The following is a 13,125-nucleotide window of genomic DNA, read 5'->3' as shown; positions in this document are numbered from 1 at the left end:
TCATGCCCTACTATTCGTATGAAGGCCGAACGATCGCCGGGAAAATCAGAGGGAAAATACGAGCAGAAACAAAAAACGAAGCGGTGTCGAGATTGAAAACGGACGGGGTCGTCATCAAAGACATCAAGGCATCCACCAACCCACTGCTTTACGACATCCATATAGGGAGGGCTGTGAAGCAGAAAGACTTCGTGATCTTCCTCCGGCAGTTCGCCACTTTGATCAAAGCAGGGATCTCCCTTTTGGAATCGACGAGAATACTGGCCCAGCAAACGAACAGCCGGAAGCTTGGAGAGGCGCTTCGGGACGTTTCAGGTCATTTGGAGAGTGGAAGGGCCTTCTCGGAAGCTTCTGCTCTTCATCCAAAAGTATTTCCGAACTTGTTCGTCCAATTGATCCGTGCGGGAGAAGCGGGTGGAAACCTGGAGGAGATTTTGGAGAGATTGGCTGTTTACTATGAGAAGCAGTTCGATACACGCCAGAAAATCATTTCCGCCTTGTTATATCCTTCCATCGTCGGTGGTGTTTCCTTCTTGATCATCCTCTTTCTGCTGACATTCGTCGTTCCACGGTTTGCGGATATGTTTTTAAGTATTGGTGGAGATCTCCCTGCCATGACGAAGTTTACACTTCAAGCAAGTGGAATGGTGGAGAGATTTTGGTATATCTTGATCCTTGTCCCTGCACTTGCCGTCGTTCTTTATCAGGCACTTATCCGGCGAAGCCCGAAAGTAAGCTATACATTAGACGCGTGGAAACTTCGCGTGCCGGTTTTCGGTCCGTTACTAAAAAAGGCTGCTCTCGTGCGGATGACGAGCACCCTCAGTTCTTTGATGAACAGTTCCGTTCCCATCCTGAAGTCGCTCGAGATTACCCGGAAGGTTGTGGAAAATAAAGTCATTGAAAAGGCGATCGAGGACAGCTTCCAATCTCTGGAGCAGGGGGAAACCTTGTCCCGTCCCTTGAAGGAGTCTCCTGTGTTTCCGCCTCTCGTCGCTCAAATGATCGCCATCGGGGAGGAAACGGGGTCGCTTGACTATATGCTCGCCAAAGTAGCAGAGTTCTACGACTCAGAACTGGAATACGCGACAGAACGATTGAAGACGCTGATAGAACCTGTGATGATTCTGTTTTTATCCATTGTGGTAGGAAGTATCGTCGCATCAATCGCCATCCCGATGTTCTCCGCGTTCGAGAACATTCGCTGAGTATGTTGGATCGGTAAAAAAGTGCTAGTCGTAAATCCTTTTATCCTTTATAATGAACATAGGTCATTTTGCTAATGAAAAAAGAACTATCTTGTATTAGTAACTACCTTACTATCATTTGAAGGAGAGAGAAGATGAAAAAGTGGAAACGTTTGTTGAAGAATGAGAAAGGTTTCACGTTAATTGAACTGCTGGCCGTCATCGTCATTTTAGGAATTATTGCACTGATTGCCGTACCGGCTATTGGGAATCTGCTGGCTGATACGAAGGACGATGCACATGACTCGAATGCCCTTGCGCTTTTGGAGGCTTCTCGTATTGCGGAAGTGAATGGAGAGTTTACATTTCCAACGGATGCAAGTAAATTGTATGAGGCCGGTTATTTAGATTCTGTCCCTCAAGATCCTGTTACAGGAAAGCCATACGTAACGACTAAAGTTGAGAAAAATTCAGATGGTGTATTCGAGGTTACCTTGGACAAATATGTAGAAGGTAAAACAAAATCTGACTTATCTAACGAATAATTTTAAAATTTAATGTTAAGGGTCCCTAAATTCGGGACCCTCCTTAATTATATTAATCGAGGAGACCAAACCATGCATGTCATTCTACCCCTCTATATATTCTTAACCGGTACGATTCTCGGCTCGTTTTACAACGTCGTCGGAATCCGCCTCCCCAAACACATTCCCTTCGTACAAGGCCGCTCCGCCTGCCCCGATTGCGGCACGCAGCTCGAACCCCGGGATTTGATCCCTGTCTTATCCTACGTAATCGCTAAGGGCAGATGCAGGCACTGCGGCCGTCCTGTTTCCTTCCTTTATCCCGCAGTCGAGCTTATAACGGGAGCGTTGTTTTTTATTGCCTATGTTCACTATGGATTAACGGTTGAATTCACAGGTGCTCTCTTGTTGATTTCGCTTGCTGTTATTGTCAGCATCGGGGATTTCAAATATATGCTTATCCCGAACCGTCTGCTGCTCTTCTTTACAGGTGTCTTTTTCCTGTATCGAATCGCCTTTCCGCTCGATCCCTGGTATGACTCGCTTCTTGGTGCTTTGACGGGAAGCGGTATTGTGTTCGTCATTATTGTAGTCAGCAAGGGCGGCATGGGGGCGGGAGACATGAAGCTTCTCGGTGTTTTAGGTCTTTTTCTCGGTATGAAAGCGATGGTTTTGACGCTTTTTCTTGCTTCCTTGATCGGAACCGTCGTAAGCCTCTCCCTCATAGGGATCGGCGTCGTTAACCGGAAACAGCCGGTTCCATTCGGGCCTTCGATCATGGCTGCGGCTTTGATTGTCTACTTTTACGGGCAGCAGATGATGGATGCTTATTTCAAAATGTTGTAAGGATAGGAGTCGTTATGTATGTTCTCACTAATAAAACAGTCCGGACGGATTCATTTTATTATTAAAACCCACGTCATCCGTTTTCTTCATAGTAAGTCGGCAGGAGGAAAAGAGGACCTAGTGGAAGCCGGGGAAATTCCCATTCCTAAAGGGGTATGGGCTGATGGAAGGCTGCAGGATCCGGAAGAGCTCTTCCGGATCGTGGGAAGTTTGGTGGAGGAGAGAGAATGGAAGAAGAAACAGCTCTACTTCACTGTGCCGGATCATTCTGTCGTGATCCGTATGTTGGATATCCCGGCAGAAGTAAAAGAAGAAGAAATAAAAGGCTATTTATATATGCAGGTCGGGGACACGCTGCACCTGCCCTTTGATAACCCGAGCTTCGATTTCGCTATGATTAGAGAAGAAGAGGATGGGAAAAAGACAATAGTCATCTTCGCCTACCCAGAAATTCAGATGGAAGAGATGAGCCGTTTATTCGAACGGACCGGTTTAAAACCGGTGGTGGCGGATATCAGCGCACTGGCGATTCACCGCGCCTACCTTCAATCGATGTCCAATGAAGAAGGGGAACATCTCCTTCTGGCGGATTGGAATATCGACGGCTGTGTGCTGACCGTCTTTCGCGATGGTGCACCAGTCGTACATAACCATACCACCTGTCCCCTGTCTTTCGAACAATGGAAGCGGACGGACGGGTGTTATACGTGGTCCGGGGAGGATCCTGCGGAGCCCTCCAGGCACACGATGGATCAGGTCAATGAAATAGAGAGAGTGATGGCGTTTTATCGTTATTCCGTCATGAATGATGAGGCCGGCGTAACAAAAGTCATGATCACGGGAGATTGGCCGGATAAGGATCGCGCTGTAGATTTATTGACAGAGCGGAATGTGAAAGCAGAGCGCTGGTGCGGCGATGAAGCGTACCCTGGCGTGGAAGCGGATGTACTCGGTTTGTCATGGAGACAGTAAAGCGGGAGAGGGATTGAATGTCGATAAACATTAACCTGTTGGAGGAAAAAGAACGGCGTAACATGCTTCCGTGGATGGTCTGCATCAGCACATTCCTCCTGATCAGTGTTGTTTTGGGTGCTTTCTTTATTCAAAAAAACAAGCTGATGGAGGAAGCGGATGCGTTGGCAGGAAAAAGTACGTTTACTCAGGAAGAGCAGCAGCCCTTTCAAGATTTTTTAGACGGGGAAGGACAGGAACGGGAACAGCTGCAAAAATCCCTTCAACAGCTCAACGAGGCCGTTGTACCGGCCATACTTGTTTTGCAAGAGTTGTCGGCCGCCCTTCCAGAGCGTGGTACATTCCAGTCGTTCACCATGGAAGGTTCTTCAGAAATCCAGATAGAAGCTGTGTTCGATACAATCCAGGAAGCGGCACAGTATTTGGATGAGCTCAAGCGATCGGATCTTGTTCTGCAAGTGGATCTTGTCGAAATGGTGACACCGGAAGGGGAAACCACGCTTTCCGGAGTGTACAGCAGTTACACAGCGACCTACATAATCAAACTGGATGTGGAAGAAGTGAGGAAACAAGGAGGGAATGAGCAGTGAAGGTCGAATGGTCACGATCGGTTCTTTATCTAGTCATCGTCTGCTGTTTGCTTACTTCTGCCGTCCTGGTTACAGGCTACCGTCTCCTCGTAAGTCCCGCTAAGACGGAAGCGAAAGCAGCGGCAACTTTATTAGCGGAAGAGACAGCTGTGTTGGACGCAATGAAATCAAAGAAGGAAAAATTGGAATCAGAGTCTCTGCGCTCCTCAAGAACGATCCAACAGCAGCTCCCCGTCATCCCGTTGATCGATCAGCTTTTGTTAGAATTGGAAAAAGCGGAAGCAGCGAGCGGCAGCATGATCACGAAATTGGAAACCTTAGAGAAAGAAGAAGAGGAACCGGGTGAGGAGGAAGAAGGTGTTGAAACGGATGTGGAGGAAGAGGCGGTCTCTTTAGAACCAGAAGACCAGTCAGACAATACCGCAGTCAAAGCCATAGAGGGGCTGCGCACGATCCGATTTTCTGTCGACGTTACTTCTCTTTCCTATCCGGATATGATGGATTTCTTGGAATCCCTGCGCGAGGCGAAGCGCGTGATCCAGATAGAAGCCATTAAATATGAAAGACCGGATCCGGGCGGTCCTTTGTCTTATTCCATGGTTATAGAGAGTTATTACCAACCGCTCTATGAGGAGCTTGTTAATGAAGCGCCCCGCTATCAATACGAAGCACGTTCCGGCAAAAGCGTACCTTTTTCCATAGAGCATGGGGAAGAAGGGGAAGCAGCGATGGAAGAAATTGAATTATTGGATGAAACCGGGGAAGCCCAGTGATAAATTTGTCGATGGTCGGTTGACAAATTTCAGCTATCTTTTCATTTTTCCTGTGGTAGGGTTGGGACAAACCTTGCAGGAGTGATCAAATCCATGGACTCGAAAAAGAAAATCTCCATTTCCTTTCGCAATGATGAGAATAATGAATGGAAGAAGGAAGTCGTCCGAACCCAGGTGGAACAGGCGGCCGCAGTAAAAGAGGAAGAGGACAACAGCGGGGAAAGGACAACGGTTTATCATCTGCCTGCAAAGAAAAAGCTTTTCTCCTTCCCTGTCCGCCATATAGCAGCGACGCTGCTTGTTGCTTTGGTTGTCAGTCTCGGCATCGGTTTTGTCCTTTTAAGGGTGTTTGTGTCTCTTACGGAAAGTGGTCCCTCGGAAGCAGGAGCCGGTCAGGCTGCGAATGGCCCTGGTCCGGCCGTAGAAGTCGCTGGGGACAAACAGCCGGATGCTGCATCAGGAGGAGGAGGGACGTTTGAGGCATACATCGTCCAAGCAGGCGCCTTCTCAACCGAAGGCAAAGCAGAAGAGTGGAAGAGCCGATTGAATGCCATCCATGTTCCTTCTGTCATTTGGGAGCGGGACGGACAGTTCTTTTTATTCGTCGGTTCTGCTGCAACCAAAGCGGATGCCGATGCGATCGCTGCCAAACTTTCAGAGAAGAGCGTGGATACGTATGTGAAACCGTTTGTCGTCCAAACGGACAAGCCTGTCCCTGAAGAATTAGAAGCCGATCTGCGGAATCACACATTGAACGAGCTGACAGAGTCCGAGCGCAGCGGCTTGTTGGATAATTCAGAGAAAGGGAGCCCCTTAAAGGAGGCGTTACAGGGCTGGGAATCCCAGGACGACGCGGATGTGAATTGGTTGAAAGTAGCACGTGCATTAGAATAAGTGTTATGCTCACTGACAAGTGGAGAGAAAGAGGTATTCTTTAAGGGGATACTTCTTTTTTCTTACGGTGGAAAAGGGAAATCCTCGTGTTTACGAAGCACGGAGCAGGAAGGAAATTTTGTAGAATGATACATAACCCCATGTGGAGAAAGGTTGTGACAGCTGTGCCTTCTTTGGTATTAGGTTCAGGCTCTCCGAGGCGGAAGCAGCTCTTGGAACTCGCCGGCTATGATTTCTCTATCCGGACATCTGAGGTGGATGAGTCATTGGAGCCGGGGATGCGGCCCGAAGAAGCAGTCGTCTATCTGGCGGATAAGAAAGGGGAAGCATTAGAGCGGAAGCATGGAGAAGTGCTGCTTACCGCAGATACGGTCGTTGCCGATCAGGGAGAGATTCTCGGCAAGCCCCGGAATGAAGAAGAAGCACGCCGTTATCTGAGACAGCTGAGCGGGGGAACTCATCAGGTTTACACCGGTGTTTGCTTGAGAGGGGAAGATGGATGCAGAAGCTTCTTTATTTCGACAAGCGTCACTTTCCTGAAGCTGAGTCCAGAGGATGTGGAATGGTATATCCGAACCGGAGAATGGCTGGATAAAGCGGGCGGATACGGTATTCAGGGGAAAGGCTCGCTGCTTGTCGAAAAGCTCGAAGGGGATTTTTACAACGTCGTCGGTCTGCCAATAGCAAGGGTTGTACGTGCATTGGAGCAGCTGGGAATCAGAAGGCCCTGACTCTCTTTCATGGGGAATGAGGAGAAGAAGGAGCGGTGACATTGACCCGTACAAGTATTTTAATCAAGGATGTCCCCAAAGAGGAGAGGCCGAGGGAGAGGTTGATGCAGCTCGGTGCTGGACGTCTGTCTAATCAGGAGCTGCTTGCGATCATGCTCGGGAGCGGTACGAAGCAGGAGTCTGTTATGGAACTTGCCGGCCGCCTCCTTGTTCATTTCGAAGGGATCCTGCTCCTGAAAGATGCAACCATCGAGGAGCTGACAGCGATCCGGGGGATAGGTTCGGCAAAAGCGGTGATGTTGATGTCTGCCATTGAATTAGGAAGACGTCTTCATCAAATGAAGCCGGTGGAGCGTTACATGATTCGCAGTCCTGAAGACGGGGCAGACTTTATCATGGAAGAAATGAGAGATTTAAAGCAGGAACATTTTATCTGCCTTTTTCTGAACACGAAGAATCAGGTGATCCACAGACAAACAGTCTTCATCGGAAGTTTGAATGCCTCCATTGTGCACCCGAGGGAAGTCTATAAGGAAGCGGTCAAGCGCTCCGCCGCCTCCATCATCTGTGCCCACAATCATCCCTCCGGAGATCCCACCCCTTCACAGGAAGATATTCAGGTGACAAGAAGACTGAAAGAATGCGGAAAAATGATCGGAATAGAATTGCTGGATCATTTGGTTATAGGGGATCGCAAATTTATTAGTTTGAAAGAAAAAGGCTATCTCTAACACTATCTATTTTTGTTGATTTTTCGTATAATTGAATAGATGGAAACGTAAGGCGCCAATTCATAGGAGCATTCCTACGCAATTGGCGCTTCTTCTAATCGAAAAATTCGGGATTGCTTAACCCCGCCTGATCAAAAAGCGGGATTTTAGAAAGGAAGATATTATTGGGGATTTTTGGCTTCTCTCAAGATTTAGGTATTGATTTAGGAACCGCTAATACGCTGGTTTTTATGAAGAACAAAGGCGTCATAGTGAGGGAGCCGTCTGTGGTAGCAAAAAATGCTCAAACAGGCGATATCGAAGCGGTCGGTAACGATGCAAGGAACATGATTGGTCGGACTCCCGGTTACATAAATGTCATTCGTCCAATGAAGGACGGAGTCATTGCTGATTATGATACGACAGCTCAAATGATGAAATATTATATTAAGAAGGCTCTAAAGACGCGCTCTTCTTTTGCCAGTAAACCGAACATTATGGTTTGTGTCCCGTCCGGTATAACGATGGTCGAAGAACGGGCAGTTATCGACGCTACGAAACAGGCCGGAGCGAAAGAAGCTTATCCGATTGCTGAGCCGTTTGCTGCAGCCATCGGTGCCGGACTCCCTGTTTGGGAACCGACGGGAAGCATGGTCGTCGATATCGGTGGTGGAACGACGGAAGTGGCGATCATTTCACTTGGTGGAATCGTGACCAGCCAGTCGATCCGGGTTGCCGGGGATGAAATGGACGACAGTATCATCCAGCATGTCCGCAAGAAGTACAACCTCATGATCGGGGAACGTACGGCGGAAGAAGTAAAGATGGAGCTGGGCGGCGCAGGAGAAGTCAAAGAAGTCGACGAAATGGATATCCGGGGCCGTGACCTTCTGACTGGTCTTCCTAAAACGATTACGATCCAGAATGCCGAGGTTGTTGCTGCCATGAAGGATACCGTCGATGCGATCATCGAAACGGTGAAGAATACGCTCGAGAAGACGCCGCCGGAACTTGCAGCGGATATTATGGAACGGGGAATTGTCCTTACGGGAGGCGGCGCCCTGCTTAAACAAATCGATACAGTCATCAGTGAAGAAACGAACATGCCGGTATTCATAGCGGATGAACCGCTGGATTGCGTAGCAATCGGAACCGGTAAATCATTGGAATACATCCAGCATTTCCGTTCTCAGCCGAACGTGGCCAGCCGGGCTAAGATGGAGTAGTTGATATCCAATGCCTTCGTTATTCCGTAGAAAAAGACTGATGATTGTTTTAGTAGGATTTATCGTTCTCGTGGCGCTGATCGGATTCTCCATCCGTGATCGCGATTCTTTAAGTACGCCGGAGAAATTTCTCCAGGATACCATTGGGTGGGTGCAGACGGTCTTCCATAAACCGGTAAGCCTCGTTGATAATACGGTCGAGAACGTTAAAGATATGTTCGGTGTCTACGAACAAAACCAGGTGTTAAAAGCAAGGCTGGATGAGTACAAAGGAGTCATCCAGGAGAACCAGCGTCTGGAAAGTGAAATTACCGACCTCCGGGAAACACTGGATAAAACGGAGAGTCTGAGCGATTATTCTCCGATTCAGGCAACGGTCATCGCAAGAAGTTCGGACCGGTGGTTCGAGCAGATGACAATCAATAAAGGAGAAGAGGACGGAATTAAGAAAGATATGGCCGTAATGACGAGTGATGGATTGGTCGGAAAAGTGAAGTCTGCCGGAGCTTTCCATTCCACTGTCCAGCTTTTAAGCGGGTTCGATCGGTCAAATAAGATTTCCGCATGGGTCGTCCGCGAAGGGGAAGATGAGGCATTCGGCCTTATTGAAGGCTTCGATGATGAAACCGGACAGCTGCTGCTGGAGGGGATTAAGATGGATGAGAAGCTGGAGGAAGGCGATACAGTGATTTCCTCCGGTCTCGGTGGAGTGTTCCCGAGTAATCTGCGCATCGGTACGGTGGAGAAGGTGGTCAACGACCAGTACGGCCTTACGAAAACAGCCTACGTAGAGCCTTTCGCAGATTTATTCGATATCAGTCACGTAATGATCGTGGATCGTACGGCAGAGACGATCAATACACAGAGCCAGAGTGAGGAAGAGGAATCATGAGCCGTTACTACATCCCGCTTATTTGTTTGTTTCTGCTGGTGATGCAGGGAATGGCGATGAGTCTGCTTCCGGCTAAGCTCGTCTATTCGGATTTATTGATGACACCTCACTGGATTCTGATATTCCTTTTTCTTGTCACCATTTTCTATGACAAGGATGACACGTATCATGCGGTATGGTACGGCCTGGTTTTCGGCCTTTTGATGGACGTCGTATATACGGGTGTGCTCGGTGTATATATGATTACTTATACGCTTGTCATTTATATCGTCCACGGATTAAATAAACTGGTGCATGCGAATTTTTTCGCCGCTTCTATTTTGGCAGTTGTCGGAGTAGCTCTTTGCGATACGATTCTGTACGTCGTGTATTCTTTCGTCCAGATCACATCCATGGGCTGGGGAGATTATCTACTTCTGCGTCTTCTGCCTACCCTGGCGGCGAATATGATCTTCTTCATCCTTCTGTATCCGCTTTTGAAAGAGCGTGTCTATACGTGGGGAGAAGAAATAAATAATGCTTGAAGTGTCGGATATGTCTAAGGTTTGAGGTGAAAGCCATGACGGCGAATGGTCAGATAATCATGATAAAAGGGACGAGAGATGGATTAACACTGCGCTTAGATGATCAGTGTACGTTTGATACCATCCTCTCTGAATTAAAAGAAAAGCTCTCTATGAACGGTATTACCGAAGACCAGCCAATGATTCGTGTCACCATCCAGTTAGGGAAGCGGTATTTGGATGAGGAGCAGAAAAAACTTTTGGCTGAAGTGGTCAGAGAGAAACAGAACCTTGTAGTCGAACGGATTGAATCGGACATCTTGACCAAGCAGGAAGCATTAGAATGGAAAGAAAATACCGACATGACACCAATGGCAAGAACGGTAAGATCCGGACAAGTCATTGAAGTCCGGGGAGACTTGCTGTTGGTGGGGGATGTTAACCCTGGTGGACAAATCAATGCGACAGGTAACATTTTCGTCCTGGGGCGGCTGCGAGGAATCGCCCACGCAGGGTTTGAAGGAAATACGGGCGCGGTGATCGCTGCTTCCTATATGCAGCCCAACCAGCTCCGGATAGCGGATCAGGTCAGCCGTTCACCGGATTATGAGTCGGAAGGGGTCTATATGGAATGCGGCTTCATTGACGAAGCGCTCGGTAAGATTCGGATCGACCGCCTTCAGGAAGTCTTGAAGCGGCGGCCGGATCTCGTTAGTTTTGAAAGGAGAATGATTGATGGGTGAAGCGATAGTCATAACCTCTGGCAAGGGAGGAGTCGGAAAGACAACGACGACAGCTAATCTTGGTACTGCACTCGCCTTGCAGAATAAGAAGGTCTGTCTGGTGGATACGGATATTGGTCTAAGAAACTTGGATGTTGTCATGGGACTTGAGAACCGTATCATCTACGACATTGTCGATGTTGTTAATGAGCGTTGCAAAACAAAACAGGCGTTGATAACGGACAAACGGTTCGATTGTCTGCATCTGCTGCCTGCAGCGCAGACCTCCGACAAATCGGAGGTCACTCCTGAGGGGATCAAAGCGATCGTCGATGAATTAAAGCAGGATTATGACTATGTTGTCATCGACTGCCCGGCAGGAATCGAACAGGGATACAAGAACGCTGTGGCCGGTGCGGATAAAGCGATCGTCGTAACGACTCCGGAAAAAGCGAGTGTCCGTGACGCCGACCGAATCATCGGGTTGTTGGAACAGGAAGACATGGAATCACCCCGATTGATCATTAACCGGATTCGTAACCACATGATGAAAAATGGAGAAATGCTGGACGTCGATGAAATCGTCAATGTCCTGTCCATTGATCTTGTCGGTATCGTGATCGATGATGATGCGGTCATCAAAGCCTCCAACAGCGGAGAGCCTGTTGCAATGAAGCCGAATTCCAAAGCTTCTCTCGCTTATCGCAATATCGCCCGGCGCATCCTTGGGGAAACGGTTCCCCTGATGAATCTGGAAGAAACGCAGGGCGTATTCGCCAAAGTGAAGCGGTTCTTTGGAATACGCGCTTAACTGCAAAAGCTGCCACACACCATGTGTGGCAGCTTTTTTTTTGGAAAAATAAATATTACCACTCCTTGTCCCATAGAATGGTAAAAAGGGTCCTTGGAGAGGGGTTTGTTTTGTGAAAAGAGACATTCGTGATATACGAAGGGACATAGCGGGAAGAAAGAAAAAGAAACTGTACAGCAGCGGGTCTGTGCCACCGAAAAAGTGGGTGGCCCCGCCTGGAGATGAAGAGGTGCATGGATATCCACCACTTGTAACAAGCAGTACGTATGGAAGGGAAGAACCCTCTGGGTCGAAGGGGACAAGCCGGCTCGGTCTGCAAATGCTGTTCGCCGTTCTGTTATTCGGTGTTGTCGCTCTTGGTAAGAACACGGAATTACCAGTGTTAAGCGGCCCCGGAGAATGGGCTGTCAGTCAGATGCAGGAAGAGTTCCCATTTGCAAGCGTCAGTGCGTGGTATAGTGAGCGTTTCGGTGATCCGCTGCAGGTTATTCAGCCTGTGGAGGATGGTGGGAAAGAACCACTGGCTATGCCTGTAAGCGGGACGGTAACCACGTCTTTTCAAAATGATGGAAAGGGGATTATTATGAGGACAGAGAATGATTCCCAGGTGAAAGCGGTTCGTGCGGGTACGGTCATTTTTGCAGGGAAAGATGAGGATACAGGAAATACAGTGACCTTGCAGCATGAGGATGGTACGAAAACGACATACGGCTATTTATCAAGTATTGACGTTCATCTCTATGAAAATGTTAAGGCGCAGAAAGGTTTGGGGTCAGTTGAGGCAGAGGCGGGAGAATCAGCAGCTGAATTCTTTTTTGCGGTGGAGAAAGACGATCAGTTCCTCGATCCGGCTGAGGTGATCCAAGTGAATGAAGGGTCTTAATTTGAAAGACACGATCCACGTGCACCCCCTGTTTTTTCTCCTGGCTGGATCGGCACTTTTGACCGGTGCGATTTATGAATTTGTCGTTCTTTTCACCATTGTGTTTATTCATGAACTCGGACACTTCACCGCCGCCCGCCGCTGTGGCTGGAGGGTGACGAAAATGGAGATTTGGCTTTTCGGCGGAGCTGTAGTAAGTGAAGAACATAATACAAGGCCTTTTCGCGAGCAGATGCTCGTGATACTGTCTGGTCCTCTGCAGCATGTATGGATCGCGGGACTCTTAATTGGTCTGGGGAATTTGGTCGGCCCTCATCCGCTTCTGGAAAAAGCTCTCCTGTATAACGGAGTGATCCTGCTTTTTAATCTTCTTCCTGTCTGGCCGCTGGACGGGGGGAAAATCTGCTTCTATGCAGCAACCCAGGTTTGGTCGTTCCGGCAAAGCCTTGCCTTTACGATTCTACTCTCCTGTACGGTTTTGATTCTGGCCTTTCTTTGGCTGTTTATGGAAGGGCGTTGGACTCTCTCTGCCATTCTGCTTGCCTCTTTTCTCATTGTTGAGAACGGCTTGGAGTGGAAACGCCGCTCCTACACTCAGATGCGGTATTTGTTGTACTGCGCATCTCAAAACAGAACGGGCTTGAAGACAACATACAGGAAGGCGGATTCTGATACGCTTGTACGGGATGTGTTGAAGAATGTCCGGGCTAACCGTCGCTACAAATACGTCTTGAAACAGCCATCCCAATTATATATAGTAGATGAACAAGAGTGTTTCCGGGTCTTTTTTGACGAAAAGAAAACCGACCTGCGATTGGGGGACGTTCGTAAAATTGCATTATGAAAAGGGATGGAACAATC

General features: G+C 48.4%; 16 protein-coding genes. All 16 read left to right on the top strand.

Going from position 1 to position 13,125, the window contains the following annotated elements:
• Positions 1 to 2 precede the first annotated feature (2 nt).
• The 16 genes from QRD89_RS12525 to QRD89_RS12450 all read left to right on the top strand — a co-directional run bounded on the left by QRD89_RS12525 (position 3) and on the right by QRD89_RS12450 (position 13,108).
• Positions 3 to 1,208, top strand: coding sequence for a type II secretion system F family protein (locus tag QRD89_RS12525; protein ID WP_008637914.1), 1,206 nt, complete (start codon positions 3 to 5; stop codon positions 1,206 to 1,208).
• Between the two features lie 134 nt (positions 1,209 to 1,342).
• Positions 1,343 to 1,732: a competence type IV pilus major pilin ComGC gene (locus QRD89_RS12520; RefSeq protein ID WP_008637915.1), complete on the top strand. Its 390-nt coding sequence runs from the start codon at positions 1,343 to 1,345 to the stop codon at positions 1,730 to 1,732.
• A 72-nt stretch (positions 1,733 to 1,804) separates the two neighbouring features.
• Positions 1,805 to 2,557, top strand: a complete 753-nt coding sequence (locus tag QRD89_RS12515) for a prepilin peptidase (protein ID WP_008637916.1) — start codon at positions 1,805 to 1,807, stop codon at positions 2,555 to 2,557.
• A gap of 18 nt (positions 2,558 to 2,575) precedes the next feature.
• On the top strand, positions 2,576 to 3,529 hold the full coding sequence (gene pilM, locus QRD89_RS12510; RefSeq protein ID WP_286095354.1) for a type IV pilus biogenesis protein PilM: 954 nt from the start codon (positions 2,576 to 2,578) through the stop codon (positions 3,527 to 3,529).
• Between the two features lie 17 nt (positions 3,530 to 3,546).
• Positions 3,547 to 4,119 (top strand): PilN domain-containing protein, encoded by a 573-nt coding sequence (locus QRD89_RS12505; protein WP_026577159.1) that lies wholly within the window; start codon positions 3,547 to 3,549, stop codon positions 4,117 to 4,119.
• On the top strand, positions 4,116 to 4,892 hold the full coding sequence (locus QRD89_RS12500) for a hypothetical protein (protein WP_026577160.1): 777 nt from the start codon (positions 4,116 to 4,118) through the stop codon (positions 4,890 to 4,892). Before QRD89_RS12505 ends, QRD89_RS12500 begins: the two co-directional genes overlap by 4 nt.
• 93 nt (positions 4,893 to 4,985) lie before the next feature.
• Entirely contained in the window at positions 4,986 to 5,786 is an 801-nt protein-coding gene (locus QRD89_RS12495; protein WP_286095353.1) for an SPOR domain-containing protein, read from the top strand.
• Between the two features lie 164 nt (positions 5,787 to 5,950).
• On the top strand, positions 5,951 to 6,517 hold the full coding sequence (locus tag QRD89_RS12490) for a Maf family protein (protein WP_353477953.1): 567 nt from the start codon (positions 5,951 to 5,953) through the stop codon (positions 6,515 to 6,517).
• 41 nt (positions 6,518 to 6,558) lie between these two features.
• Positions 6,559 to 7,248 (top strand): RadC family protein, encoded by a 690-nt coding sequence (radC, locus tag QRD89_RS12485; RefSeq protein WP_026577163.1) that lies wholly within the window; start codon positions 6,559 to 6,561, stop codon positions 7,246 to 7,248.
• 164 nt (positions 7,249 to 7,412) lie between these two features.
• Positions 7,413 to 8,453, top strand: a complete 1,041-nt coding sequence (locus tag QRD89_RS12480; protein ID WP_008637929.1) for a rod shape-determining protein — start codon at positions 7,413 to 7,415, stop codon at positions 8,451 to 8,453.
• Positions 8,454 to 8,463: 10 nt separating this feature from the next.
• The gene (mreC, locus tag QRD89_RS12475; protein WP_008637931.1) at positions 8,464 to 9,345 is read left to right on the top strand and encodes a rod shape-determining protein MreC; all 882 of its coding nucleotides are present in this window, start codon (positions 8,464 to 8,466) and stop codon (positions 9,343 to 9,345) included.
• Positions 9,342 to 9,869, top strand: coding sequence for a rod shape-determining protein MreD (mreD, locus tag QRD89_RS12470; protein WP_008637932.1), 528 nt, complete (start codon positions 9,342 to 9,344; stop codon positions 9,867 to 9,869). Before mreC ends, mreD begins: the two co-directional genes overlap by 4 nt.
• 35 nt (positions 9,870 to 9,904) lie before the next feature.
• Entirely contained in the window at positions 9,905 to 10,591 is a 687-nt protein-coding gene (minC, locus tag QRD89_RS12465; protein WP_026577165.1) for a septum site-determining protein MinC, read from the top strand.
• Entirely contained in the window at positions 10,584 to 11,381 is a 798-nt protein-coding gene (minD, locus tag QRD89_RS12460; RefSeq protein ID WP_008637934.1) for a septum site-determining protein MinD, read from the top strand. The genes minC and minD overlap by 8 nt, the downstream gene beginning before the upstream one ends.
• Positions 11,382 to 11,493: 112 nt before the next feature.
• Positions 11,494 to 12,264: a M23 family metallopeptidase gene (locus tag QRD89_RS12455; protein WP_062513865.1), complete on the top strand. Its 771-nt coding sequence runs from the start codon at positions 11,494 to 11,496 to the stop codon at positions 12,262 to 12,264.
• A complete protein-coding gene (locus tag QRD89_RS12450) occupies positions 12,251 to 13,108 on the top strand; it encodes a M50 family metallopeptidase (protein ID WP_286095351.1) in 858 nt (285 codons plus the stop codon). Before QRD89_RS12455 ends, QRD89_RS12450 begins: the two co-directional genes overlap by 14 nt.
• Positions 13,109 to 13,125: the final 17 nt, after the last annotated feature.

It is taken from the genome of Halobacillus sp. ACCC02827 (assembly GCF_030291935.1).
Classification (GTDB): Bacteria; Bacillota; Bacilli; order Bacillales; family Halobacillaceae; genus Halobacillus.
The sequence above is the reverse complement of the archived record's forward strand: the minus strand, read 5'-3'. Positions and strand labels throughout refer to the sequence as shown.

Coding starts and splice junctions, on each gene's coding strand:
- QRD89_RS12520 (WP_008637915.1), top strand. CDS start 1,343: ATGAAAAAGTGGAAACGTTTGTTGAAGAATGAGAAAGGTTTCACGTTA.
- QRD89_RS12515 (WP_008637916.1), top strand. CDS start 1,805: ATGCATGTCATTCTACCCCTCTATATATTCTTAACCGGTACGATTCTC.
- mreC (WP_008637931.1), top strand. CDS start 8,464: ATGCCTTCGTTATTCCGTAGAAAAAGACTGATGATTGTTTTAGTAGGA.
- minD (WP_008637934.1), top strand. CDS start 10,584: ATGGGTGAAGCGATAGTCATAACCTCTGGCAAGGGAGGAGTCGGAAAG.
- QRD89_RS12525 (WP_008637914.1), top strand. CDS start 3: ATGCCCTACTATTCGTATGAAGGCCGAACGATCGCCGGGAAAATCAGA.
- pilM (WP_286095354.1), top strand. CDS start 2,576: ATGTTCTCACTAATAAAACAGTCCGGACGGATTCATTTTATTATTAAA.
- QRD89_RS12450 (WP_286095351.1), top strand. CDS start 12,251: ATGAAGGGTCTTAATTTGAAAGACACGATCCACGTGCACCCCCTGTTT.
- QRD89_RS12495 (WP_286095353.1), top strand. CDS start 4,986: ATGGACTCGAAAAAGAAAATCTCCATTTCCTTTCGCAATGATGAGAAT.
- mreD (WP_008637932.1), top strand. CDS start 9,342: ATGAGCCGTTACTACATCCCGCTTATTTGTTTGTTTCTGCTGGTGATG.
- minC (WP_026577165.1), top strand. CDS start 9,905: ATGACGGCGAATGGTCAGATAATCATGATAAAAGGGACGAGAGATGGA.
- QRD89_RS12505 (WP_026577159.1), top strand. CDS start 3,547: ATGTCGATAAACATTAACCTGTTGGAGGAAAAAGAACGGCGTAACATG.